General features: G+C 73.7%; 22 protein-coding genes. 7 read left to right on the top strand and 15 right to left on the bottom strand.

Translation table 11 applies throughout. The features are described from left to right. Window positions 1-11: 11 nt before the first annotated feature. From ACFVDP_RS33650 to ACFVDP_RS33625, 6 genes are all read left to right on the top strand, one after another. A complete protein-coding gene (locus tag ACFVDP_RS33650; RefSeq protein ID WP_383498068.1) occupies window positions 12-1,094 on the top strand; it encodes an ADP-ribosylglycohydrolase family protein in 1,083 nt (360 codons plus the stop codon). Between the two features lie 208 nt (window positions 1,095-1,302). Next, window positions 1,303-2,472, top strand: coding sequence for an ADP-ribosylglycohydrolase family protein (locus ACFVDP_RS33645; RefSeq protein ID WP_383498066.1), 1,170 nt, complete (start codon window positions 1,303-1,305; stop codon window positions 2,470-2,472). Then, window positions 2,469-3,629: an ADP-ribosylglycohydrolase family protein gene (locus tag ACFVDP_RS33640; RefSeq protein WP_383498064.1), complete on the top strand. Its 1,161-nt coding sequence runs from the start codon at window positions 2,469-2,471 to the stop codon at window positions 3,627-3,629. The genes ACFVDP_RS33645 and ACFVDP_RS33640 overlap by 4 nt, the downstream gene beginning before the upstream one ends. Beyond that, complete coding sequence (locus tag ACFVDP_RS33635; RefSeq protein WP_383498062.1) at window positions 3,629-4,993, top strand: ADP-ribosylglycohydrolase family protein; 1,365 nt, start codon at window positions 3,629-3,631, stop codon at window positions 4,991-4,993. Before ACFVDP_RS33640 ends, ACFVDP_RS33635 begins: the two co-directional genes overlap by 1 nt. Continuing rightward, complete coding sequence (locus ACFVDP_RS33630) at window positions 4,990-6,201, top strand: CaiB/BaiF CoA transferase family protein (protein ID WP_383498060.1); 1,212 nt, start codon at window positions 4,990-4,992, stop codon at window positions 6,199-6,201. Before ACFVDP_RS33635 ends, ACFVDP_RS33630 begins: the two co-directional genes overlap by 4 nt. Further along, complete coding sequence (locus tag ACFVDP_RS33625) at window positions 6,198-7,010, top strand: HpcH/HpaI aldolase/citrate lyase family protein (RefSeq protein WP_383498058.1); 813 nt, start codon at window positions 6,198-6,200, stop codon at window positions 7,008-7,010. Before ACFVDP_RS33630 ends, ACFVDP_RS33625 begins: the two co-directional genes overlap by 4 nt. Before the next feature lie 294 nt (window positions 7,011-7,304). Here ACFVDP_RS33625 and lgt read toward each other — a convergent pair whose 3' ends face one another. The 11 genes from lgt to hisI form a co-directional block, all read right to left on the bottom strand. Next, window positions 7,305-8,255: a prolipoprotein diacylglyceryl transferase gene (lgt, locus tag ACFVDP_RS33620; protein ID WP_383498056.1), complete on the bottom strand. Its 951-nt coding sequence runs from the start codon at window positions 8,253-8,255 to the stop codon at window positions 7,305-7,307. 68 nt (window positions 8,256-8,323) lie between these two features. After that, window positions 8,324-9,097: a thioredoxin domain-containing protein gene (locus ACFVDP_RS33615; RefSeq protein WP_383498054.1), complete on the bottom strand. Its 774-nt coding sequence runs from the start codon at window positions 9,095-9,097 to the stop codon at window positions 8,324-8,326. A 79-nt stretch (window positions 9,098-9,176) separates the two neighbouring features. After that, window positions 9,177-9,992 (bottom strand): tryptophan synthase subunit alpha, encoded by an 816-nt coding sequence (trpA, locus tag ACFVDP_RS33610; protein ID WP_383498052.1) that lies wholly within the window; start codon window positions 9,990-9,992, stop codon window positions 9,177-9,179. After that, window positions 9,989-11,275: a tryptophan synthase subunit beta gene (gene trpB / locus ACFVDP_RS33605; protein ID WP_383498050.1), complete on the bottom strand. Its 1,287-nt coding sequence runs from the start codon at window positions 11,273-11,275 to the stop codon at window positions 9,989-9,991. Before trpB ends, trpA begins: the two co-directional genes overlap by 4 nt. 132 nt (window positions 11,276-11,407) lie before the next feature. Next, on the bottom strand, window positions 11,408-11,554 hold the full coding sequence (trpM, locus tag ACFVDP_RS33600; protein ID WP_383498048.1) for a tryptophan biosynthesis modulator TrpM: 147 nt from the start codon (window positions 11,552-11,554) through the stop codon (window positions 11,408-11,410). 8 nt (window positions 11,555-11,562) lie between these two features. Continuing rightward, window positions 11,563-12,369: an indole-3-glycerol phosphate synthase TrpC gene (trpC, locus tag ACFVDP_RS33595; protein WP_383498046.1), complete on the bottom strand. Its 807-nt coding sequence runs from the start codon at window positions 12,367-12,369 to the stop codon at window positions 11,563-11,565. 124 nt (window positions 12,370-12,493) lie between these two features. Further along, window positions 12,494-12,949 carry a DUF2752 domain-containing protein gene (locus tag ACFVDP_RS33590; RefSeq protein WP_383498044.1) on the bottom strand — a complete coding sequence of 152 codons (456 nt, stop codon included), beginning with the start codon at window positions 12,947-12,949 and terminating at the stop codon, window positions 12,494-12,496. Window positions 12,950-13,046: 97 nt separating this feature from the next. After that, window positions 13,047-13,280 (bottom strand): HGxxPAAW family protein, encoded by a 234-nt coding sequence (locus ACFVDP_RS33585; RefSeq protein ID WP_383498042.1) that lies wholly within the window; start codon window positions 13,278-13,280, stop codon window positions 13,047-13,049. 115 nt (window positions 13,281-13,395) lie between these two features. Beyond that, a complete protein-coding gene (locus ACFVDP_RS33580; RefSeq protein ID WP_383498040.1) occupies window positions 13,396-14,043 on the bottom strand; it encodes a TIGR02234 family membrane protein in 648 nt (215 codons plus the stop codon). Window positions 14,044-14,097: 54 nt separating this feature from the next. Further along, window positions 14,098-15,585, bottom strand: a complete 1,488-nt coding sequence (locus tag ACFVDP_RS33575; RefSeq protein WP_383498038.1) for an anthranilate synthase component I — start codon at window positions 15,583-15,585, stop codon at window positions 14,098-14,100. Window positions 15,586-15,596: 11 nt separating this feature from the next. Beyond that, complete coding sequence (gene hisI / locus ACFVDP_RS33570; RefSeq protein ID WP_383498036.1) at window positions 15,597-15,962, bottom strand: phosphoribosyl-AMP cyclohydrolase; 366 nt, start codon at window positions 15,960-15,962, stop codon at window positions 15,597-15,599. Window positions 15,963-16,045: 83 nt separating this feature from the next. Between hisI and ACFVDP_RS33565 the strand changes: the two genes are divergently transcribed. Further along, window positions 16,046-16,681, top strand: coding sequence for a TIGR03085 family metal-binding protein (locus tag ACFVDP_RS33565; RefSeq protein ID WP_383498034.1), 636 nt, complete (start codon window positions 16,046-16,048; stop codon window positions 16,679-16,681). Here the strand turns inward: ACFVDP_RS33565 and ACFVDP_RS33560 are convergent. The 4 genes from ACFVDP_RS33560 to ACFVDP_RS33545 all read right to left on the bottom strand — a co-directional run. Further along, window positions 16,653-17,963 carry an MFS transporter gene (locus tag ACFVDP_RS33560; RefSeq protein WP_383498032.1) on the bottom strand — a complete coding sequence of 437 codons (1,311 nt, stop codon included), beginning with the start codon at window positions 17,961-17,963 and terminating at the stop codon, window positions 16,653-16,655. The two genes, ACFVDP_RS33565 and ACFVDP_RS33560, sit on opposite strands and share 29 nt — an antisense overlap. A 5-nt stretch (window positions 17,964-17,968) precedes the next feature. Beyond that, on the bottom strand, window positions 17,969-18,544 hold the full coding sequence (locus ACFVDP_RS33555; protein WP_383498030.1) for an ArsR/SmtB family transcription factor: 576 nt from the start codon (window positions 18,542-18,544) through the stop codon (window positions 17,969-17,971). Window positions 18,545-18,610: 66 nt separating this feature from the next. After that, the gene (locus tag ACFVDP_RS33550; protein ID WP_383498028.1) at window positions 18,611-19,819 is read right to left on the bottom strand and encodes a PucR family transcriptional regulator; all 1,209 of its coding nucleotides are present in this window, start codon (window positions 19,817-19,819) and stop codon (window positions 18,611-18,613) included. A gap of 347 nt (window positions 19,820-20,166) precedes the next feature. Beyond that, window positions 20,167-21,650: LuxR C-terminal-related transcriptional regulator (locus ACFVDP_RS33545; protein WP_383498026.1), on the bottom strand; the 1,484-nt coding region annotated here is incomplete at its 5' end.

Raw genomic sequence — 21,650 nt, 5'->3', positions numbered from 1 at the left:
ACGAACACACCATGAGCGTCAGCGTCGACCCGGACCCGTCGGCACGCAGGCTGCGCACCGTCCCGCAGCCCCCTCCCCCGGCCCCGATCTCCTTGCGCGACCGCGCCCGGGGCGCGCTGCTCGGACTCGCCGTCGGGGACGCGCTCGGCGCCCCCGCGGAGAACATGAAGCCGTCCCAGATCCGCGAACGCTGGGGCCGCATCGAGGGATTCGTGTCGGAGAACCCGGCCGGCACGGACGACACCGAGTACGCGATCTTCTCCGGGCTGCTGCTCGCCGAGCACGGCGCCGGGCTGACGGTCGAGGACGTCGAGCGGGCCTGGCACACCTGGATCGCGGACCGGGACGAGGGTCCGTTCCGGGGCGCGGGCTTCAGTGAGCGCGGCACCCTGGAGAACCTGCGCCGGGGGCTCGCCGCGCCCATCTCCGCCCAGCACCGGCACGCGTGGAGCGACGGGCTCGCCATGCGCGCGGCGCCCTTCGGGGTGTACGCGGCCGGGCGCCCCGCCGAAGCGGCCCGGCTCGTGGCGATCGACGGCACGGTGTCGCACGACGGCGAGGGCATCCTCGGGGGCCGGGCCGTGGCCGCCGGGGTGGCTGCCGCCATGGTCAGCCACAGTCCCGACGCCGTGGTCCAGGCGGCGCTTTCGGTGGTGCCCGACGACTCCTGGACGGCGCGTTCCCTGCACCGTGCCGTGTCGGCCGCCCGCCGGGCCCGCCGCGACCCGGACGGCACCCAGCTCTCCATGGAGCGGGCCGTGCGCAAGGCCGTCGTCATCGGCGGCTACCCGTGGACGGACCTGGCGCCGGAGGCCGTCGGCCTCGCGTTCGGGGCGTTCGCGGTGGCCCGGGGCGATTTCCGCGAGTCGGTGCTGACGGCGGTCAACATGGGCCGGGACGCGGACACCACGGCCGCGGTGGCCGGGGCGCTGGCCGGGGCCCTGCGCGGCGAGGCCTCGATCCCGGCCGCGTGGTCCTCGGCGATCGGCCCGGTCCGGGGCAGCTGCCTCCCCTCCATGGCGGGCCGCCACATCCTGGACGTGGCCGACAACCTGACCCCACCCCCACCGGACCACGCCGGGGCGGTGGCCTGATGCCACCCCATCCTCCACAGTGCCGCCCGGTGGGGGCTGATCGCGCAGTTCCCCGCGCCCCTGAAGGCCTGCGCTTCGCGCGCCTCCCCCTGGGCGAGCGGAGCTCGCTTCAGGGGCGCGGGGAACTGCGCGAGAAGCCCCACCGGGCCGCACCCGGCGACGAGACCGATCCCCGCACAAGCACCCCGCAGACCCGAAAGGCCCGCACATGACACCCGACCGCATCGAGGGCCTCCTCCTCGGCATCGCCGCCGGAGACGCAGCCGGCTGGCCGTCGGGACGACACCGCGCGGCCCGCCTCCCCGACTGGACCCGCCGCCTCACCCGCGAACTGGACACCTTCGCGGAGCAGAACGCGACGACGACGCTCCCCGTCCCCATCGCCCTGAACCAGCCCCCCGAACCCCTCCGTCTCGGCCCCTCCGACGACGCGGAATGGGCGGCGTTCACGGCCCAGGCCGTCCTCGCCGCCCACGCCGACGGCCTCGGCGACCTGCCCCCCGACCACCGCGTCCGCTCCGCGCTCTCCCTCGCCTGGAACACCCTCGCCGACGAGATCGCGGCGGCCGCGGCCCGCGCCGACGAGATCGAGTCGGCGCAGATCCCGCTGCGCGCCCGCATCTCGGTACGGGCCGGCCTCGGCAACCTCGCCGCGGGCCTGCGCCCACCCGCCACGGGCCACGACAACCCGCACTACTTCGACGACGCGGCCTGCGTCCGCGCCGCGGTCCTCGCCGTCGTCCACCCGGGCGAACCCGAACGGGCCGCGGACCTCGCCGAGTTCGACGCCCGCTACACCCAGGACGGCGACGGCGTGTACGGCGCCCGCGCGATGGCCGCGGCCGTCTCCGCGGCGCTCGGCGGCGCCCTCGTGGACGCCTGCGTCGACGCGGCCCTCGCCCAGCTCCCCGACGGCACCGAGATCCACCGCAACGCGCACCGGGCCGTCGAGCTCGGCCGCGCCGCGGCGGCCGCCCGTCCGGGCCTGCCGGGCAACGCGTTCGCCCTGGTCCCGGTCCTGGAACACGAGATCGTCGACCACGTCTACAGCTACGGCATCGCCGCCGCGGAGACCGTCCCGGTCGCCCTCGCCGTGGCGACGGCCGCCGCGGGCGCGGTGTCCGAGGCGGTGCCCACCGCGGCCTGCCTCTCCCGCGTCGCGGACAGCGCTCCCGCCCTGGCCGGCGCGCTCACCGGGGCGGTCGGCGGCGCCGAAGCGATCCCCGACACCTGGCGCGACGCCTGCCGCGTCCTCGCCGGCTGCGCCCTGCCGGGCCTCGCCGGCACCGACCTCACGGACCTGGCCGCCCGCCTGGCCGACACTGTGCCTCCCGCGCATCACTCCATCTCCCTCACCGCAGAAGGAACTCCGGCATGAGCAACGTCCCCTCCCTCCCTTCCCTGGAAGACCGCACCACCGGCGCCCTGGTCGGCGCGGCCGTGGGTGACGCGCTCGGCGGCCCCGTCGAGGGCTGGACCCCCGAGGCCATCGCGGAGCGGCACAACGGCCGGGTGCGCGGCATCGTCGAGCCGTTCTACAAGGACGACTGGAAGACGGCCCGGCCCATCGCGCCGTACCACAAGGGCGACGGGCACGTCACCGACGACACCCTCATGACGCACGCGCTGGTCCGCGTGTACGAGAAGGTCCGCGACCACCTCGACGCGTACGCCGTCGCCGACCACCTGGTCCCCGACCTGATCGGCACGCCCCGCTGGATCCCCGAGCTGGAGGCGGAGGCCCTGCCGCTGCAGCGCATCTTCCTCGCGGAGAAGTGGATCGTCGCCCGCATCCACTACGGCCACGTGGACCCCCGCGAGGCGGGCGTCGGCAACATCGTGAACTGCGGCGCGGCGATGTACATGGCGCCGGTCGGCGCGGTCAACGCGGGCAACCCGCTGGCCGCGTACAACGAGGCGCTGGATGTGGCGGGCGCCCACCAGAGCAGTTACGGCCGGGAGGCCGCGGGTGTCTTCGCGGCGGCGGTGGCCGCGGCGTACCGGCCGGGCGCGACGCCCGAGTCGGTCGTCGAGGAGACCCTGAAGCTCGCCAAGGACGGCACCCGGTCGGCGATCGAGGCGGTCTGCGAAGTGGCCGCCCGCCACGACGACTTCGAGGGCGCGCTGAAGCCGCTGCGCGAGGCGGTCGCCCCGTTCGACACGGTCGGCCCGGAGTACCGCAAGCCCTCGCTCGGCGCCCGCCGCCCCTCCCGGCTGCACGCCATCGAGGAACTCCCCGTCGCGCTCGGCATGCTGCTCGTCGGCCGCGGCGACTTCCGCCACACCGTCCTCGGCTCGGTCAACTACGGCCGCGACTGCGACTCGATCGCCACGATGAGCGGCGCGATCGTCGGCGCCCTGTACGGGGAGCAGGCCGTCCCCAAGGAGTGGAGCACGGAGATCGCGCGGGCCAGCAAGCTGGACCTGCACACCCCTGCGGCGGCCCTCGCCCAGGTCACGCGCGAGGTGCACGGCCGCGACCTGGAGCGCCGCCGCGCCCACGAGGCCGCGTTCGCGGCGATCGCGAGCCGGTGATGCTGCGACTGACCTGGGTGCAGCCCGAGGACCTGATCGGGCACGAGCTGCGCCAGGCGGCCCAGGACGGGCGCGCCGCCGCCGGGATCGAGGAGCGCTGGGTGGCCGCGGGCGGCCATCTCGCGCCGGACCGAGCGGGCGCGTCCGCGACCCCGGCCACGCCCGAACTCCGCTCGCTGGCCGAGGAGTTGCTGGACGAGCTGGCGGCCCTTCCGTCGCCGCTCGCCGTGACGGAACCGGCGGTGTACCGGGCCCCTGAGGCGCCCGCGCCCACACGCGCGACCCCTGATCCGGACACCGAACTGCGCCGCCTGCACGCCGCCTGGCTCGGCCGGGCGGCCGGCTGCCTGCTGGGCAAGCCGGTCGAGAAGCTGACCGTGACCGGCATCCGGGCGATCGCCCGGTCCACCGGCAACTGGCCCCTGACCGCCTGGTTCACCGAGCGGGGCCTGGACCCGGAGGTCGCGCGCGAGCACCCCTGGAACCGCCGCTCGCGCCCCACCTCCCTCGCCGAGAACATCGACGGCATGCCGGAGGACGACGACCTCAACTACCCGCTGCTCGGGCTGCTCCTGATCCAGCGTCACGGTCACGACTTCACCACGGACGACGTGGCGAAGCTGTGGCTGGACGAGCTCCCGGCGGGCCGCACCTTCACCGCCGAGCGCGTCGCCTACCGCAACCTCCTCGCCGGCCTGGAGCCGCCGCTCACGGCGACGTACCGCAATCCGTTCCGCGAGTGGATCGGCGCCCAGATCCGAGCCGACATCTTCGGCTGGACCCATCCGGGCGACCCGGCCCGCGCCGCCGAACTGGCGCATCGGGACGCCTCGTTGACGCACACCGCCAACGGTGTCTACGGCGAGATGTTCGTGGCGGCCGCGATCGCCCACGCGGCGGGCCCGGCCCCCACCACGGTCCACGAGACGCTCGCCGCGGCGCTCGCCCACGTCCCGCCCGGCTCCCGCTACGCCGAGGCGATCCGGTTCGGCATCGACACCGCCGCCGCCGAACCCACCGGCACGCCCGAGGCGTTCGAGCGGGTCGTGGACGCCCTGCACCGGCGCTACGCCGATCACCACTGGGTGCACGTCCTGCCCAACGCCGCGCTGCTGGCCGCGGCCCTCACCCACGCCGACGGCGACTTCGCGGGCTCCATCACCCGCGTGGTGTCCGGCGGCTGGGACACCGACTCCAACGGCGCCACGGCCGGCTCGATCGCGGGCCTGCTCGCGGGCGACCCGGCCGCCCTTCCCCCGTCCTGGACGGCTCCGCTGAAGAACCGGCTCGCCACCACGGTCGCCGGTTTCGACGGCATCGGCTTCGACGAACTGGCCCGGCTCACTCTGGAGGCCCGCGCATGACGACCCCTCACCAACCCACTGCCGACGGACCGTTGACCGGCCTGAAGGTCCTCGACCTGGCCACCCTGTTCGCCGGGCCGCTCTGCGCGACGATGCTCGGCGACTTCGGCGCCGAGGTCGTCAAGATCGAGCACCCGCGCAAGCCGGACCCCTCCCGCGGCCACGGCCCGTCCAAGGACGGCGTCGGCCTGTGGTGGAAGACGCTCGGCCGCAACAAGAAGAACCTCACCCTCGACCTCTCCTCCCCCGGCGGCCGCGAGGTCCTCCTCAAGCTGGCCGCCGAGTCGGACGTGATCATCGAGAACTTCCGCCCCGGCACCCTGGAGAAGTGGCACCTCGGCTGGGACGAGCTGAGCGCCGCCAACCCCCGCCTGGTCCTGGCCCGCGTCACCGGCTTCGGCCAGTTCGGCCCGTACGCGCGCCGCCCCGGATTCGGCACGCTCGCCGAGGCGATGTCCGGCTTCGCCGCGATCACCGGCCAGCCGGACGGCCCGCCGACCCTGCCCCCCTTCGGGCTCGCCGACTCCATCGCGGCGCTCGCCACCTCGTACGCGGTGATGGCCGCCCTGCGCGGCCGGGACGTGACAGGCCACGGCCAGATCGTCGACATGGCGATCATCGAGCCGATGCTGGCCATCCTCGGCCCGCAGGCCACCTGGTACGACCAGCTCGGCTACGTACAGCCGCGTACCGGAAACCGCTCCACGAACAACGCGCCCCGCAACACCTACCGCACCAGCGACGACAAGTCGGTCGCGGTCTCCACCTCCGCCCAGTCGATCGCGGAGCGCGTGATGCACCTGGTGGGCCGCCCCGAGTTCATCGACGAGGACTGGTTCGCGACCGGCGCCGGCCGGGCCGCGCACGCCGACGCCCTCGACGACGCGGTCGGCGGCTGGATCGCCGCCCACACCCGCGACGAGGTCGTGACCGCCTTCGAGCGGGCCGAGGCGGCGATCGCCCCGATCAACGACATCACCGACGTACTCCGGGACGAGCAGTACCAGGCACTGGAGACGGTCACCGAACTCCCCGACCCGGACCTCGGCACGGTCAAGATGCAGAACGTCCTCTTCCGCCTCTCCGAGACCCCCGGCGGGATCCGCTGGACGGGCCGCGGCCACGGCGCGGACACCGACGAGATCCTCTCCGGCCTCGGCCTGTCGGAGGCGGATGTGAGCGCTTTGCGGGAGGCTGGTGCGGTATGAGCACGTTGTACGTCACCTGGCTGTACGTTCCCGGGGACCGCCCCGATGTGGTCGCCAAGGCGCTGGGCTCCGGCGCCGACGTGGTCCTGGTCGACCTGGAGGACGCGGTCGCCCCCGACCGCAAGGCCTACGCGCTCGACGCGACGGCCGAACTCCTCGCCGACAGGCACCCGGTACCGGTGCACGTCCGCGTCAACGCGCTGGACGGGCCGCTCGCCGAGCGAGAGGTGCGCCGCCTGGCAGGGCTCCCCGGCCTGGACGCGCTGCGCCTGCCGAAGGTGACCGGTCCGGCCGACCTGGACCGGGTCGCCGACTGGGCGGGTACGACGCCCCCGCTGTACGCCCTCCTCGAATCGGCCCTCGGCATCGAGCACGCCTACGAGATCGCCGCCCATCCCGCCGTGCGGGGCATCGCGCTCGGCGAGGCCGATCTCCGCGCGGACCTGGGTGTCGCGGACGCGGCGGGGCTCTCCTGGGTACGCGGCCGGGCGGTGGTCGCCGCCCGGGCCGCGCACCTGCCTCCGCCGCCGCAGTCCGTCTACCCGGACATCCGCGACACGGCGGGCCTGGCCCGCTCCTGCGCCGAGGGCCGCGCGCTCGGCTTCCTGGGCCGCACCGCGATCCATCCGCGCCAGCTCCCCGTGATCGAGGAGGCGTTCCGCCCGACGGAGGCCGAGGTGGCGGCGGCCCGCGACATCGTCACGGCGGCGGCCGTCGACGCCGGGGCGCTGGCGCTGGCCGACGGTCGCTTCGTGGACGCCGCCGTGGTCGCCGGCGCGCACCGGGTCCTCGACCTGGCGTCCCGGTGACACTGATCGCGCAGTTCCCCGCGCCCCTGAAGAGGCCGTCGGTCCACCACCGGCCGGTGGCCGCTTCTCGCGCAGTTCCCCGCGCCCCTGAAGAGGCCGTCGGTCCACCACCGGCCGGTGGCCGCTTCTCGCGCAGTTCCCCGCGCCCCTGAAGACTGCGCTACGCGCGTCTTCCCCTCCCCCTGAAGGCTGCGTCACGCACCGCGCCCCTGGGCGAGCGGAGCTCGCTTCCAGGGGCGCGGGGAACTGCGCGACCAGCCACGACGTGGCGCGCAGACGAACGACTACCGGGCGTCAGCCCTTTTTGGCCTCGGCCTCGGACTCGGCCTCGGACTCGGTCTCAGCCTTGGAGGCGGCGACCTCGGGCTCAGAGTCCGACTCCGGCTCCGACTCCGGGTCACCCTTGTCCAGGTCCACGACGGAGTCCTCAGCGCCGGGCTCGACAACCTCTTCGCGCCCGGGCCGCGTCTTCGCCGAAACGACCATGTAGATCACGGCGAGCAGGAAGACCCCCATCGCCGTCCAGTCATTGAGCCGCAGCCCAAGGATGTGGTGCGCGTCATCCACCCGCATCCACTCGATCCAGAACCGCCCCACGCAGTACGACGCGACATACAGCGCGAACGCCCGCCCGTGCCCGAGCTTGAACCTGCGGTCGGCCCAGATGACGAGCAGCGCGACGCCGATGCACCACAGCGACTCGTACAGGAACGTCGGGTGGTACGTGCCCGGAACCCGGCCGTCCGTGTCGGAGGTGATCTTCAGCGCCCACGGGACGTCGGTCGGCTTGCCGTACAGCTCCTGGTTGAACCAGTTGCCCCAGCGGCCCGCGGCCTGGGCCAGCGCGATACCGGGCGCGAGGGCGTCGGCCCACGCCGGGAGCGGGATGCCACGGCGGCGGCAGCCGATCCAGGCGCCGACCGCGCCGAGCGCGATGGCGCCCCAGATACCGAGGCCGCCCTCCCAGATCTTGAAGGCGTCCACCCAGTCACGGCCCTCGCTGAAGTACAGCTCGTAGTCCGTGATCACGTGGTACAGACGTCCACCGACCAGTCCGAACGGCACCGCCCAGACAGCGATGTCGGCGACCGTGCCGGCCCGCCCGCCGCGGGCGATCCAGCGCCTGTTCCCGAGCCAGACGGCCAGGAAGACGCCGATGATGATGCAGAACGCGTAGCCGCGCAGCGGGATCGGTCCGAGGTGGACGACCCCGCGCGACGGACTGGGGATGTAGGCAAGTTCCATGGCAGGGTCGACGCTACCGTGTCGGGCCGGGACAGCGTCCGGCAGCCCGGCAACGGCTCCGTAACGGACTACTTGTCGGCGGCTTCCACCTGCTGCTTCAGCTTGTCCGGCGTCAGCGAGTTCAGATCCAGGGTCTTGCCGTTCAGGATCACCGTCGGGGTGCCCCCGAGCTTGTCGTCCTGGAACTTCTTGTAGCTCTGCTGGATCCAGGTGTCGTGCTTGCCGTCGTTCACACACGACTTGAAGGTGTCCGTGGTCAGGCCGTCGACCTTGCCGGCCAGCTCCAGCAGCTTGCTGTTCTTGGAGAACGCGTCGTCCGATTCCTCCGGCTGGTTCTCGTACAGCACGTCGTGGTAGTCGCGGAACTTTCCGGCGTCCTGGGCGCAGCCCGCCGCGTTGCCCGCGCGCAGGGAGCCGCTGCCGCCCATGTTCGAGTCGATGAGCGTGACGAGGTGGTACTCGATCTTCACCTTGCCGGCGTCGGTCAGCTCGTGGAGCGTCGTGCGGTAGTTGTCCTCGAAGGACTTGCACGCCGGGCAGCGGAAGTCCTCCCAGATCGTGAGGGTCGATGTGGCGGTGTCCTGGCCGACGGGGACCGCCAGCTTGTCGGTGCCGGCGGCGCCCTGCGGCGCGCTCACCGGGCCCGACGCGGTGTCACCGCCGCCGTCGTCACCGGAATTGGCGGCGACCACGCCGATCACGGCGGCCAGGCCCAGCACGCAGACGACGCTCGCGCCCACGATCAACGTCCGGCGCCGCTTCTCCGCGGCCTTCTGCTTCTCGCGCTCCGCGGCCAGTCGCTCGCGGGCGGCGCGCTTTCCCTCACGGTTCTTCTCACTCACACCCGCGCCAACGAGACGGGGAGGCACCAACGTGCCTCCCCGCAACGTATTCCACCCGTAAGGGGTACGTGACTCCGTGTTACTTCGTGCCCCGTACACCTTCGGCGAGCTCGGCGGCGAGGGTGCGGACGGCCTCCAGGCCGGCCTTCTCGTCGGGGGCGTCGAGCATCCGCTTCACGAACGCCGAGCCGACGATGACCCCGTCCGCGAAGGAGGCGACCTCCCGGGCCTGCACCACGTTGGAGACACCGAGGCCGACGCAGACCGGCAGGTCGGTGGTGGCCTTGGTGCGCTCGACGAGTTCCTTGGCCTGGTTGCCGACCGACTCACGGGTGCCGGTGACGCCCATCAGCGAGGCCGCGTAGACGAAGCCGGAACCGGCCGCCGTGATGGTGGCCAGGCGCGCGTCCTGGCTGCTGGGCGCCACGACGAAGACGGTCCCGAGACCGTTCTTCTCCGCGTGCCGGCGCCACTCGGCGGACTCCTGCACCGGCAGGTCGGGCAGGATGCAGCCCGCGCCGCCCGCCTCGGCGAGTTCGGTGGTGAACCGCTCGACGCCGTAGATGTAGATCGGGTTCCAGTACGTCATGACGAGCACCGGCTTGCCGGTCGCCTCGTACGCCTCGCGCACGGTGCGCATGACGTCCTTGATCTTGAGGCCGCCGCGCAGCGCGATGTCGTCGGCGGTCTGGATGACCGGGCCGTCGAGCACCGGGTCGGAGTGCGGCAGGCCCACCTCGACGACGTCGGCGCCGCCGTCGAAGGCGGCCTTGACCGCCTCGATGCCGCCGTCGACCGACGGGAAGCCGGCGGGCAGGTAGGCGATGAGGGCGGCGCGGCCCTCGGCCTTGGCGCCGGCCAGGGTGTCACTCAACAGCTGGACGTTGCCGCTCACTTGGCGTCCCCCTCGATCTCGGCCTGCTCGCCCGTGGCATCGGCGGCGACGGTGGCGTCGGTGTCGTACAGGCCGAAGTAGCGCGCGGCCGTGTCCATGTCCTTGTCGCCGCGCCCGGACAGGTTGACGATGATCAGCCCGTCCTTGCCCAGCTCCTTGCCGACCTCGATCGCGCCCGCGAGGGCGTGCGCGGACTCGATGGCCGGGATGATGCCCTCGGTGCGCGACAGCAGGCGCAGCGCCTGCATGGCCGCGTCGTCGGTGACGGCGCGGTACTCGCCGCGGCCGCTGTCCTTGAGGAAGGCGTGCTCGGGGCCGATGCCCGGGTAGTCGAGGCCCGCCGAGATCGAGTAGGGCTCGGTGATCTGGCCCTCCTCGTCCTGAAGGACGTACGACCGCGAACCGTGCAGGATGCCGGGGTTGCCCGCGGACAGGGTCGCCGCGTGCTCGCCGGTCTCGATGCCGTGGCCGGCCGGTTCGCAGCCGACGAGGCGGACGTCGCCGTCGGGGATGAACGCGTGGAACAGGCCGATGGCGTTCGAGCCGCCGCCGACGCAGGCGATCGCCGCGTCGGGCAGGCGTCCGGCGCGCTCCAGGATCTGGCGGCGGGCCTCGACGCCGATGACGCGGTGGAAGTCGCGGACCATCGCGGGGAACGGGTGCGGTCCCGCGACCGTGCCGAACAGGTAGTGCGTGCGGTCGACGTTGGCGACCCAGTCGCGGAACGCCTCGTTGATGGCGTCCTTGAGGGTGCGGCTGCCGGACTTCACGGCGACGACCTCGGCGCCCAGCATGCGCATGCGGGCCACGTTCAGGGCCTGGCGCTGGGTGTCGATCTCGCCCATGTAGATGGTGCATTCGAGGCCGAACAGCGCGCAGGCGGTGGCGGTGGCCACACCGTGCTGGCCCGCGCCGGTCTCGGCGATGACGCGGGTCTTGCCCATGCGCTTGGTGAGCAGGGCCTGGCCGAGCACGTTGTTGATCTTGTGCGAGCCGGTGTGGTTCAGGTCCTCGCGCTTGAGGAAGATCCGGGCGCCGCCGGCGTGCTCGGCGAACCGGGGCACCTCGGTGAGGCTGCTGGGGCGGCCGGTGTAGTTGACCAGGAGATCGTCGAGCTCGCGGGCGAACTCGGGGTCGGTCTTGGCCTTGTCGTACTCGACGGCGACCTCGTCCACGGCGGCGACCAGCGCCTCCGGGATGAACTTGCCGCCGAACGCGCCGAAATAGCCCTCGGCGCTGGGGACCAGACCCTCGGGGTCCGGAATGAAGTACTCGCTGGGCATGCGGAAACCTCACGGTGGGTTCGGGTGATGAATAAACGCCGTGGGGGCATGGGTGTTACGTCGGTCGCGGGCCGTTCGTGGTCGCTCGCGCGCACGCGGCGGCAGCCGCAGATCGAGTACAGTCCCGCGCCCCTAACGGGGCGCTTGCCATCGCATGCCGTTGATCTGGCCCGGCTCCGCGCCGATGTGGTAGCGGACCCGGCGGCCACGCACACGCCGCGCCGGAGCCCGGCAGCCGCGGGGGCGGCAGCCGGGGGCGAGGCGAGCGGAAATGGCCATGGTTCAGGTCACCGTCCGTGCCGCAGGGCCGGGTGGGCGCCCGCGGCGACCAGGTCGGCGACGGCGGCCTTCGGGTCGCGGCCGGTGACGAGGGACTCGCCGACCAGGACCGCGTCCGCGCCCGCGTTGGCGTACGCGATGAGGTCGTGGGGGCCGCGGACACCGGACTCGGCGACCTTGACGATGTGGTCCGGGATGTCGGGCGCGACGCGCTCGAAGGTGCCGCGGTCGACGGTGAGGTCCTTGAGGTTGCGGGTGTTGATGCCGATGACCTTGGCCCCGGCGTCCACCGCCCGCTCGACCTCGTCCTCGTCGTGGGCCTCGACGAGCGCGGTGAGACCGATGGACTCGGCGCGCTCGATGAGGGACTCCAGGGCGGGCTGCTCCAGGGCGGCCACGATCAGCAGGGCGAGGTCGGCGCCGTACGCGCGGGCCTCCCACAGCTGGTACGACGTGACGATGAAGTCCTTGCGCAGGACCGGGATGTCGACCTTGGCGCGGACGGCCTCCAGGTCGGCCAGCGAGCCGCCGAAGCGGCGCTGCTCGGTCAGTACGGAGATGACGGCCGCGCCGCCCGCCTCGTAGTCGGCGGCGAGGCCGGCCGGGTCGGCGATCATGGCCAGCGCACCCTTGGAGGGGCTGGACCGCTTGACCTCACAGATGACCTTGACGCTGTCGCCGCGCAGGGCCGCGACACCGTCCTTGGCCGCGGGAGCCTTCGCCACGCGCTCCTTGAGCTCGTCGAGGCTGACGCGCGCCTGCCGTTCCGCGAGGTCGGCACGGACTCCGTCGATGATCTCGTCGAGCACACTCACGCGAGCGGACTCCCTTCTGACAGTTCACTGGGCAATCTGCTGGTCACTGAAATGATATCCGGAGCCGGGCTGAGGCTCCGCATCCGGTTGACGATGGTCCCACTACCTGGACAGATACAGATGATCAAGGGTGCAGGAAGCCACCGAAGGGCAGGTTCCGGACAACTGTGAAAGCGAGCACGACCGCGCCGAGCGCCCACAGGTGCGTGCGGCCGGGCCGCAGGCCGAACGGCGCGCCCCGCAGGCCCCGGGCGGCCCGCACGGCCCACACGCTCCATCCCACGGCGAAGAGGACATAGCCGACGACCGCGAGGGCGTTGTCGCCGAGCGCCGCCGTGAGGTCGCCGTGCGCGATCGCGTGGGCGCTGCGCAGTCCGCCGCAGCCCGGGCAGTAGATCCCGGCGATCTGGAGCAGCGGACAGGCCGGGTAGTGGCCCGGCTGGTTGGGGTCGACGGTGCCGACGTAGGCGAAGGCCGCCGCGACACCGGCGAGCATGCCCAGCGGTACCGCGGTCCGGCGCAGGAGGCCGGGGTGGTCGTGGGTGCGGGCGGGCGCGGTGTCGGTCGTCTCGACGGTCACGCGTGAATTCTGCCCCGGAGGGGTGCCCTCCGCCTGTCGGCGACACGAAGGGGCGGCCGGCGACCGTGTCGCCGACCGCCCCTCGGGTGCCTGTGGCTCAGGCCTGCGAGCCGGACGTGTTCAGCTTCAGCTCGGCGCGGCGCGGCTTGCCGAGACCGGCCATGTGCATCGCGCCGCCGACCACCGCCGCCAGAGCTATCACGGCGATGCCGACCCAGAAGCCGGCGATGCTGCCCATCACCATGAAGGCGCCCGCGACGATGAAACCGATGAAGGCGATGATGACACCGGTCCAGGCGGCCGGGGTGTGTCCGTGGCTGCTGTCCGCCATGGCTTGCTCCTCGTTGCGTAATTCTCTCAGCTGACCAGCGCGTTGCTTAAGGCTGCTTGCGCTCATTGTCCCGTACCGGGGCGGAGCTCCGGCACGGGGGGTTCATGGACGGGCTTCAGGCGCCCGTCGGGTCCTCGCCGCGGTCCAGGGCCTTCCACAGGTCCTCGGGGCGGTCCGGGTCGATGGCCTTCTGCTTCTGGGCGCGGGGGGCGCCCGAGCGCTCGTAGCGGCCGCCCATCGAGGGCCAGGCCGCGCCGTAGATCACGGCGAGGATCCCGGCGATCAGGATGAGGGCGCCGCCGCCCGCGGCGACGTAGGGCCAGGCGGTGTGCGTGAGCGCGTCGATGGTGGTCGCGGCGTTGCCCGAGGCCTGCGCCGCCTTGTCGTCGAGGGCGGAGCTGTCGTCCGCGCCGAGCACGGCGGCGGCTACGGCGCCCGCGCCGGAGAGCGCGAGCAGCGCCGCGACCAGGAAGCGGCCGGCGCGGCGCACCGCGAACACGGCGACGAGCGCGGCCAGTCCCACGACGGCCAGGGCGGCCGGGACGCCGGTGACGTCGCTGCCCTTGGCGGACAGCTTCAGGTCGCCGCCGGCGACGGCCGCGACGCCGGAGCACCACTCCTGGCGGGAGGCGAGCAGCGCGACCGTGGCGCCGAGGGCCCCGAAGAGCAGCGCGACGGCGAGGCTGCGCCGGCCGCGCTTGGCGGCGGGGCCGTTCTCGGCGGCTTCGGTACGGGGGTGCGGTACGGCAGTCACGTACTCCACTATCGCCCCTCTGTACAGGTGGAGGGGGCTTTGGGGCGGGAGGCGTGCGTCACGTCACACTGTGTGCGCGCCGAGTCGGTTCGCCGTGTGCACCGCGCGCAGCACCGCCGCGGCCTTGTTGCGGCACTCGGTGTCCTCGGCGACGGGGTCGGAGTCGGCGACGACTCCGGCGCCCGCCTGCACGTACGCGGTGCCCTCGCGCAGCAGTGCGGTGCGGATGGCGATGGCGGTGTCGGAGTCGCCGGCGAAGTCGAGGTAGCCGACGCAGCCGCCGTACAGGCCGCGGCGCGAGGGCTCCAGTTCGTCGATGATCTGCATGGCGCGGGGTTTGGGGGCGCCGGAGAGGGTGCCGGCCGGGAAGCAGGCGGTGAGCACGTCGAAGGCGGTCCGGTCCTCGGCGACGGTGCCGGTCACGGTGGACACGATGTGCATGACGTGCGAGTACCGCTCGATGGACATGAAGTCGACGACCTCGACGGAGCCCGGTTCGCAGACGCGGCCCAGGTCGTTGCGGCCGAGGTCGACGAGCATCAGGTGCTCGGCGCGCTCCTTGGGGTCGGCGATGAGTTCGTCGGCGTAGCTCTGGTCGGCCTGCGGGGTGGCGCCGCGCGGGCGGGTGCCGGCGATGGGGTGGACCATGGCGCGGCCGTCCTCGACCTTGACGAGGGCCTCCGGCGAGGAGCCGACGACGTCGAATCCGTCGAAGCGGAAGAGGTACATGTACGGGGACGGGTTGGTGGCCCGCAGGACGCGGTAGACGTCCAACGCGCTTGCCGTGCAGGGGGTTTCGAAGCGCTGGGAGGGGACGACCTGGAAGGCCTCGCCCGCGCGGATGCGCTCCTTGATGTCCTCGACGGCGGCCTGGTACTGCTCGCCGCCCCACAGGGCGCTGAACTCCGGCAGCTCGGACGGCGGGAGCGCCGCCGGGGCGGTGTCGACGGGCTTGGCGAGGTCGGCCTGCATGGCGTCGAGCCGGGCGACGGCGTCGGCGTACGCCTCGTCGACCCCGGTGTCGAGGTCGTTGTGGTTGATCGCGTTGGCGATGAGCAGGACGGAGCCGTCCCAGTGGTCGAGGACGGCGAGGTCGCTGGTGAGCAGCATCGTCAGCTCGGGCAGCTTCAGGTCGTCGCGGTCGCCGGGGCCGATCTTCTCCAGGCGGCGCACGATGTCGTAGCCGAGGTAGCCGACCATGCCGCCGGTGAACGGGGGCAGGCCGTCGTAGCGCGGGGTGTGCAGGGTCTCGACCGTGGCGCGCAGGGCGTCGAGGGGGTCGCCGTCGACGGGGACGCCGACGGGCGGGGTGCCCAGCCAGTGGGCCTGTCCGTCGCGCTCGGTGAGGGTGCCGGCCGAGTGGACGCCGACGAACGAGTAGCGGGACCACGAGCGGCCGTTCTCCGCGGACTCCAGGAGGAAGGTGCCGGGCCGTTCGGCGGCGAGCTTGCGGTACAGGCCGACGGGGGTGTCGCCGTCCGCGAGGAGCTTGCGGCTGACGGGGATCACTCGGCGGTCGGTCGCCAGCTTGCGGAAGGTCTCAAGATCCATGGCGGCCGACCTTACTGGGTGACGGGGAGGACGTCGGCGTCGAAGCAGGTCCGGGCGCCGGTGTGGCAGGCCGCGCCGACCTGGTCGACCTTGACGAGCAGGGTGTCGGCGTCGCAGTCGAGTGCGACGGACTTCACGTGCTGGAAGTGGCCCGAGGTGTCGCCCTTCACCCAGTACTCCTGGCGGCTGCGCGACCAGTAGGTGCAGCGGCCCGTGGTGAGGGTGCGGTGCAGTGCCTCGTCGTCCATCCAGCCGAGCATCAGCACCTCGCCGGTGTCGTACTGCTGGGCGATGGCGGGCACCAGGCCGTCGGCGCTGCGCTTGAGGCGGGCGGCGATGGCCGGATCGAGGTCGCTTGGCTGGGTCTGGCGGGTCATGGGTGCCATTGTGCCGCGCGACTTGTGTGGGTTCTGTCCGCGTCCACTGTCCGGACGGGTGGGCCGGTCGTAGGCTGGCGGCCATGTCGACCCATGCCAAGCGTGAACGGCTTCTTCTCGCGGACCTGCTGGAGGCGGCGGGCCCTGAGGCGCCCACCCTGTGCGAGGGGTGGACCGCCCGTGATCTCGCGGCCCATGTCGTGGTGCGCGAGCGGCGCCTCGACGCGGCGGGCGGAATCCTCGTCAAACAGCTCTCGGCGCGGCTGGACCGCGTCCAGGCGGAGTTCGCCGGGAAGCCCTACGAGGAGCTGATCCAGCTGATCAGGACCGGTCCGCCGCGGTTCTCGCCCTTCTCCCTGAAGCAGGTCGACGAGGCGTCGAACGCGGTGGAGTTCTATGTCCACTCGGAGGACGTGCGCCGGGCGCAGCCCGACTGGTCGCCGCGTGAGCTGGACCCGGTCTTCGCCGAGGCCCTGTGGTCCCGGCTGTCGCGGATGGCCCGGATGGTGGGCCGCAAGGCGCCGGTCGGGCTGGTGCTGCGGCGGCCCGACGGGCAGACGGCGGTCGCCCACAAGGGCACTCCGGTGGTCACGGTCACCGGCGAGCCGTCCGAACTGCTGATGTTCGCGTTCGGCCGGCAGGCTGCGGCGGACGTGCAGCTGGAGGGCGACAAGGCGGCGGTGGAGCGGCTCACCGAGACGAAGGCGCTGGGGCTGTAGCCACTCCCCGGTCGACTGTCCTCCTCGTGAGGGGAGTTACGGGCGTTGCGCGGCGGGTCCACAGCAGTGCGCCCGCCGTCAGGCCGAGCAGTCCGGGCAGCCAGGCCGCGGCTCCGGACGGCAGGGCGCCCGCCAGCAGGCCCACGCCGGCTCCCGCGAGTTGCAGGGCGAGGGACTGCACGGACAGGGCCGTGGCGCGCCCCGAGCTGTCGGTGCGGCAGTGCAGGAACTCGTTGACGCTGGGGCTCGCCGCGCCGATGCCCACGTAGACCAGCAGATAGCCGAGGGCGGCCGGGACGACGAGGCCCGTCGCCGCCGTGGCGCACAGCAGCGCGACGCCGAGTACGGCGGTGAACTCCCCGGCGAGCACGGCCCGTTCGCCGCTGCGGGCCAGGCGGGCGGCGAGCGGTGCGAGGCGGTTGCCGAGGGCGGTGCCGCAGAATCCGGCGCAGGCCAGCACCGCGTACAGCACGGCGCCGCCGTCGGCGCTGCCGGTGAGGTCGGCGGCGCGGCCCGGGGTGAGCAGTTCGACGACGCCGAGCGCGCTGCCGACGGCGGCGGCGGTCAGCACGACGCGGCGCACCAGGGCGTCCCGGGCGGTGTGGCGGACACCGGCCGTGATGGCGCCGGGGATCCCGGCGAGGACGCCGCGCAGGGTGGCGGGCGGGCGCGGCGGTTCGGGCAGGGCGACCATGACGTAGCCGACGTAGAGGGCGCTGATGAGCGCGCCGAGCAGCAGCGGCACGGCGAGCACCGGCAGGCCGGTGGCCGCTTCGAGCCGGCCGTCGCGGTCGAGCAGCCAGGGGCCGAGGCCGCCGGCCAGGGTGCCGAGGGCGAGGGCGACGGCACTGGCGGCGCCGCCGCGGGCGAGACCGGGGCGCAGTTCGGCCTCGGGCCCTTCGTGGGCGTGCACGGTGTCGACGTACCAGGCTTCCGCGGGGCCGCTGTTGAGGGCGCGGGCGGCGCCCTTGAGGGCCATGGCCAGGGCCAGGATCCAGACGGAGGTGCCGAGTCCGGTCAGGGCGAGGGCGGCGGCGGTGAGCACGCCGGACGCGGCGAGGACGGCGCGGCGCCCGAGGACGTCGGAGAGTCCCCCGGTGGGCAGTTCGAGGGCGGCGGCCGTCAGGGAGTGCACGGCGAACAGGGCGGCGACGGCGGACAGGGACACGCCCCGCTCGGTCAGCAGCAGCACCTGTACGGGGACGCAGAGGCCGATGGGCAGCCAGAACAGGAACGACACCGCGCTGTAGCGACGCCGGGCGGTGAGCGGGTCGAGGACCATCGCGGTCAGCCTCTCATCGGGAACGCGTACAGGTGGACGCCGACCATTTCGCGGCCCTCGGGGTCCGCGGTCCTGCCGTGCTCCGTGTACCGGGCGACGACGGCGTGCAACTCGGCGGTCATCTCCTTGAGTTCGCCGGGGGTGAGCCGGGCCAGGAAGTCGGAGCTGTCGTGCGCGTCCTGCCACTCGGCGCTCCAGCCCGCGCGCTGCTCCAGGAAGCGCAGGTAGTGGTCGCGGCGGTGGTCGTACATGACGCGGGACAGGGTGGTGTGCGCGGCGGCGCCCTCCGGGGTGTCCCGGAAGTCCTTGCTGTCGATGCGCAGCGACTCCTGCGCCGCCTGCCACCAGCGCTCCCGCGCGTCGCCGCCCTCGCGCTCGGCCTCCTCGATCAGCCCGTGCTCGGCCAGCTTGCGCAGGTGGTAGCTGACCAGGGAGACGGCCGTGCCGTCGTCGAGGTCGTCCGCGAGCTGCGAGGCGGTCGCGGCGCCGCGCATCTTCAGGGCCGCGTAGAGCCGCATGCGCAAGGGGTGACCGAAGGCTTTGAGGGTGGCGAGGTCCGCGATGCGGCGTGGTTCCGTCATGCCTCGACGATAGATGCGAAAGAAAAGTTGCGCAACGAAAATTGCGCAATGGAAACTGCGCAATGATCAGTCGCGGCGCAGCCGGTACGCGCTCAGGGCGAGCCCGAGTTCCACGAGGTCGGCCGGGCGCGTCAGGCTGCGCCCGGTCAGCTGCTCGCAGCGCCGCAGCCGGTTGAGCACGGTGTTGCGGTGGCAGTAGAGGCGGGCGGCGGCCCGCTGGGCGGAGCCGTCGCAGTCCAGCCAGACGGTCAGGGTGTCGAGCAGGACATCGCGGTCGGCGGGCGGCAGGGCGAGCAGCGGGCCGAGCACTCGGTCGGCGAGGAGGCGGCCGAGCCCGGGGGCGGCGGCGACGAGGGCGGCGGGCAGTTCGTCGTCGAGGAGCACGGTGCCGCCTGCGGCGGGGCAGATGCGCAGGGCGGTCTCGGCGAGCCGGCGGGCGGCACCCACCGCGGCGAGGCCGTCCACGGCCGGGCTGACCCCGATCCGCAGCCCCGGCGTGCGGTCCGTCGTCCGGCGGCAGGCGGCGGCGAGTTCGGCGCTCGTGCGGTCCGCGAGGAGGACGATGCCGCGCCGCCCGTCGGGGCCCGGGTGCCACACTGCCCGTGGTTCGCCGGGCAGCACGAGCGGCGCGCCCTGCCCGCCCGCGACGAGCACCACCGCGTACCGGCCCTGCTCGGACAGGCCCAACTCGGCCGCGGCCGCGGGCAGATCGGCGATGCGCGTGGCGCCGTCGAGGAGGGCGGCGGCCATCAGGCGGCGCCGGTTGTCGCGCCGCCAGGTCAGTTCGCGCTCGGCCTGCCGGTAGGCGTCGGCCACGCAGGTGCAGTGCTCGTCGACGAACCCGCGCACGTCGGCGGCGAGATGGACCAGGAGGTGGGCGTCCTCGGGCCGCTGGACCGTCACCTCGTCGACGAGGGCCTGCCAGATCAGGGCGCCGCCGAGGCGGAAGGCGTGCAGTACGGCGTCCAACGGCAGCCCGTGCGCGGCCCGTTCGGCACCGATCCGGGCCGAGCAGGCACGGGCGGCCGCGCGCGAGCGGACCGGGTCGAGGAGCGAGCCGACACTGTGCCGCAGCGAGCGCCGCACCTCCCGGCGCACGTCGGCGGGGTCGGCCTCGATCGCGGCGCGGTAGGCCGGCTCCCGCTCCCCCAGTTCCGCCACCAGCCGGTCGGTGAGCGCGGGGAGCCGGTCCATGAGGGGGAGCGCCGCGCGGCGCAGCACTCCCACCGCGGCGGGCGTGGTGACGGGCTTGGGGCGTACGAGGTGCGCGGGCATCGGTCCTCCACGGTTCGGCTCGCGCCGGGGCGCGGCCGCTCCGCCCCGGGCCCGCAGAATGACATACCGTCCAGTCGGTCTCCAGCCCCCGGAAGGAAACGATGCGGTACGGGGATGTGGCGAGGGTGTTTGCGGAGACGCCCTAGGGCGTGTGTCGAAAGTCCTGCCGTTCGCCCGAAGGGCGGACCCCGCGGCGCCTGGTGCGTGCGATCGCAAGGCGCCGGAGCGTCCTCATAGCGGAGCTATTAGGGCGTTTCGGCAACGCCGCCGGGGGTCCCCCCTGCTCGAAGAGCTTGGGGGAGTGCGTGCCAGGCGCCGCGGGGCAGGCAGGACTTTCGACACACGCCCTAGGAGGCGGTGGCGGGCCGTTCCGCGTGGTGCACGAGCCGGGCCAGTTCGACGCGGGAGCGGACGCCCAACTGGGCGAAGACGTTGCGCAGGTGGTGGTCCACGGTGCGCGGGCTCACCGAGAGGCGGCGGGCGACCTCACGGTTGGTGTCACCCTCGGCGACGCAGTGGGCGATGCGCAGTTGCTGCGGGGTCAACTCGGCGAGTTCGGAACGGGGTTGACCATATCCGGGCGCCTCGCCGGTGGCCCGCAGTTCGGCCGCCGTCTGCGCGGCCCAGACCGCCGCGCCGCACCGCTCGAAGGCGACCAGGGCGTCGCGCAGCAGCACCCGGGCGCGGGCCGGTCTGCGGGTGCGGCGCAGCCACTTGCCGTACAGGGCGGCGGTGCGGGCCCGCTCGAAGTCGCCGCCGCCCGTGCGGTCGTGGCGGGCCAGGGCCTCGCCGAACCGGTCGTCGGACGGGTCCAGGAGGGCCTGGCAGCGGGCGAGTTGGGCCGGGGCCTGCGGGTCGTACCCGCGCTCGGTCCACACGGCGAACTCCGCGACGGCCTCGCGCGCGCCGCCCGGCTCCCCCGCCGAGGCCGCCGCCTCCACGAGACAGGGCACGGCGAGCATCCGCACCGCGAAGTGCCCGTTGCGCGGTCCCGGCGCGGCCAGCGGTCCGAGCCGGGCCGTCGCCTCGGTGGCCCGGCCGCGCGCCAGGTCGGCCCGGGCGAGGGCCCATTGGGCGAGCGTCGCCGTCTGTACGAGGCCGTGCCGGTCGGCGATGTGCTGGGCCGCCGAGGCGTGGTGGGCGACGGTGCCGGCGTCGCAGTCCAGGGAGGCGACCAGGGCGAGGATCGCGTGCTGGCCGGCCACGAGGTTGCGCTGGCCACCGGCGCGGGCGGTGCGCAGCCCCTCCTCGGCGTGGGCCCGGGCGCGGGCGTGCCGGCCCGAGCGCAGTTCGCCGTACGCGAGCAGTTCCAGGGCCCGTGGCACCTCGGGCGCCGCGTCCTGGGCGCGGGCGGCGGCCAGCGCCCTGCTGCCGATCCGGCAGGCGGCCTCGACCTGTCCGGCGACGAGGGCGGCGGCCCCCGCCCTCAGCAGTGCGTCCGGCTCGCCCTCCGGTCCGCGCGCGGCCTGCTCGACGACGCGGGTCAGGGCGGCCCGGCCGGCCAGGAACCGCTCGCCGAGCGAGGCGGACATGCCGAGGCGGTAGTCGAGGACGGCGCCGGGGCCCGGCGGGATGCCCTGGACGCCGACGACCTCCCGGTACCCTTCCGCGTCACCGAGCGCCCAGGCCGCCTCCGCCGCCGCGAGCCGGGCGGCGAGGGCCTGCTCCGGGGCGCCCTGTCCGGCGGCCAGCAGCAGGGACGCGCGGGCGTCGGCCACGGGTCCGTCGCGCAGGGCGAGCAGCCCGTGGACCAGTGCGGCCTGTGCGCGCACGGGGGCGGGGGCCGCCAACCCGGCTGCCGTGTCGAGGAGTTCGCGGGCCCGCGCCGGGC

Origin of the sequence: Streptomyces sp. NPDC057694 (assembly GCF_042799415.1) — a bacterium.
Lineage (GTDB): Bacteria > Actinomycetota > Actinomycetes > Streptomycetales > Streptomycetaceae > Streptomyces.
This window is presented reverse-complemented; position numbering and strand designations above follow the sequence as displayed.

Excerpts from the sequence above, each read along its gene's own strand:
- ACFVDP_RS33650 (WP_383498068.1), top strand. The coding sequence starts at position 12 with ATGAGCGTCAGCGTCGACCCGGACCCGTCGGCACGCAGGCTGCGCACC.
- ACFVDP_RS33645 (WP_383498066.1), top strand. The coding sequence starts at position 1,303 with ATGACACCCGACCGCATCGAGGGCCTCCTCCTCGGCATCGCCGCCGGA.
- ACFVDP_RS33640 (WP_383498064.1), top strand. The coding sequence starts at position 2,469 with ATGAGCAACGTCCCCTCCCTCCCTTCCCTGGAAGACCGCACCACCGGC.
- ACFVDP_RS33635 (WP_383498062.1), top strand. The coding sequence starts at position 3,629 with ATGCTGCGACTGACCTGGGTGCAGCCCGAGGACCTGATCGGGCACGAG.
- ACFVDP_RS33630 (WP_383498060.1), top strand. The coding sequence starts at position 4,990 with ATGACGACCCCTCACCAACCCACTGCCGACGGACCGTTGACCGGCCTG.
- ACFVDP_RS33625 (WP_383498058.1), top strand. The coding sequence starts at position 6,198 with ATGAGCACGTTGTACGTCACCTGGCTGTACGTTCCCGGGGACCGCCCC.
- lgt (WP_383498056.1), bottom strand. The coding sequence starts at position 8,255 with ATGGAACTTGCCTACATCCCCAGTCCGTCGCGCGGGGTCGTCCACCTC.
- trpB (WP_383498050.1), bottom strand. The coding sequence starts at position 11,275 with ATGCCCAGCGAGTACTTCATTCCGGACCCCGAGGGTCTGGTCCCCAGC.
- trpM (WP_383498048.1), bottom strand. The coding sequence starts at position 11,554 with ATGGCCATTTCCGCTCGCCTCGCCCCCGGCTGCCGCCCCCGCGGCTGC.
- ACFVDP_RS33585 (WP_383498042.1), bottom strand. The coding sequence starts at position 13,280 with ATGGCGGACAGCAGCCACGGACACACCCCGGCCGCCTGGACCGGTGTC.
- ACFVDP_RS33575 (WP_383498038.1), bottom strand. The coding sequence starts at position 15,585 with ATGGATCTTGAGACCTTCCGCAAGCTGGCGACCGACCGCCGAGTGATC.
- hisI (WP_383498036.1), bottom strand. The coding sequence starts at position 15,962 with ATGACCCGCCAGACCCAGCCAAGCGACCTCGATCCGGCCATCGCCGCC.
- ACFVDP_RS33565 (WP_383498034.1), top strand. The coding sequence starts at position 16,046 with ATGTCGACCCATGCCAAGCGTGAACGGCTTCTTCTCGCGGACCTGCTG.
- ACFVDP_RS33560 (WP_383498032.1), bottom strand. The coding sequence starts at position 17,963 with ATGGTCCTCGACCCGCTCACCGCCCGGCGTCGCTACAGCGCGGTGTCG.
- ACFVDP_RS33555 (WP_383498030.1), bottom strand. The coding sequence starts at position 18,544 with ATGACGGAACCACGCCGCATCGCGGACCTCGCCACCCTCAAAGCCTTC.
- ACFVDP_RS33550 (WP_383498028.1), bottom strand. The coding sequence starts at position 19,819 with ATGCCCGCGCACCTCGTACGCCCCAAGCCCGTCACCACGCCCGCCGCG.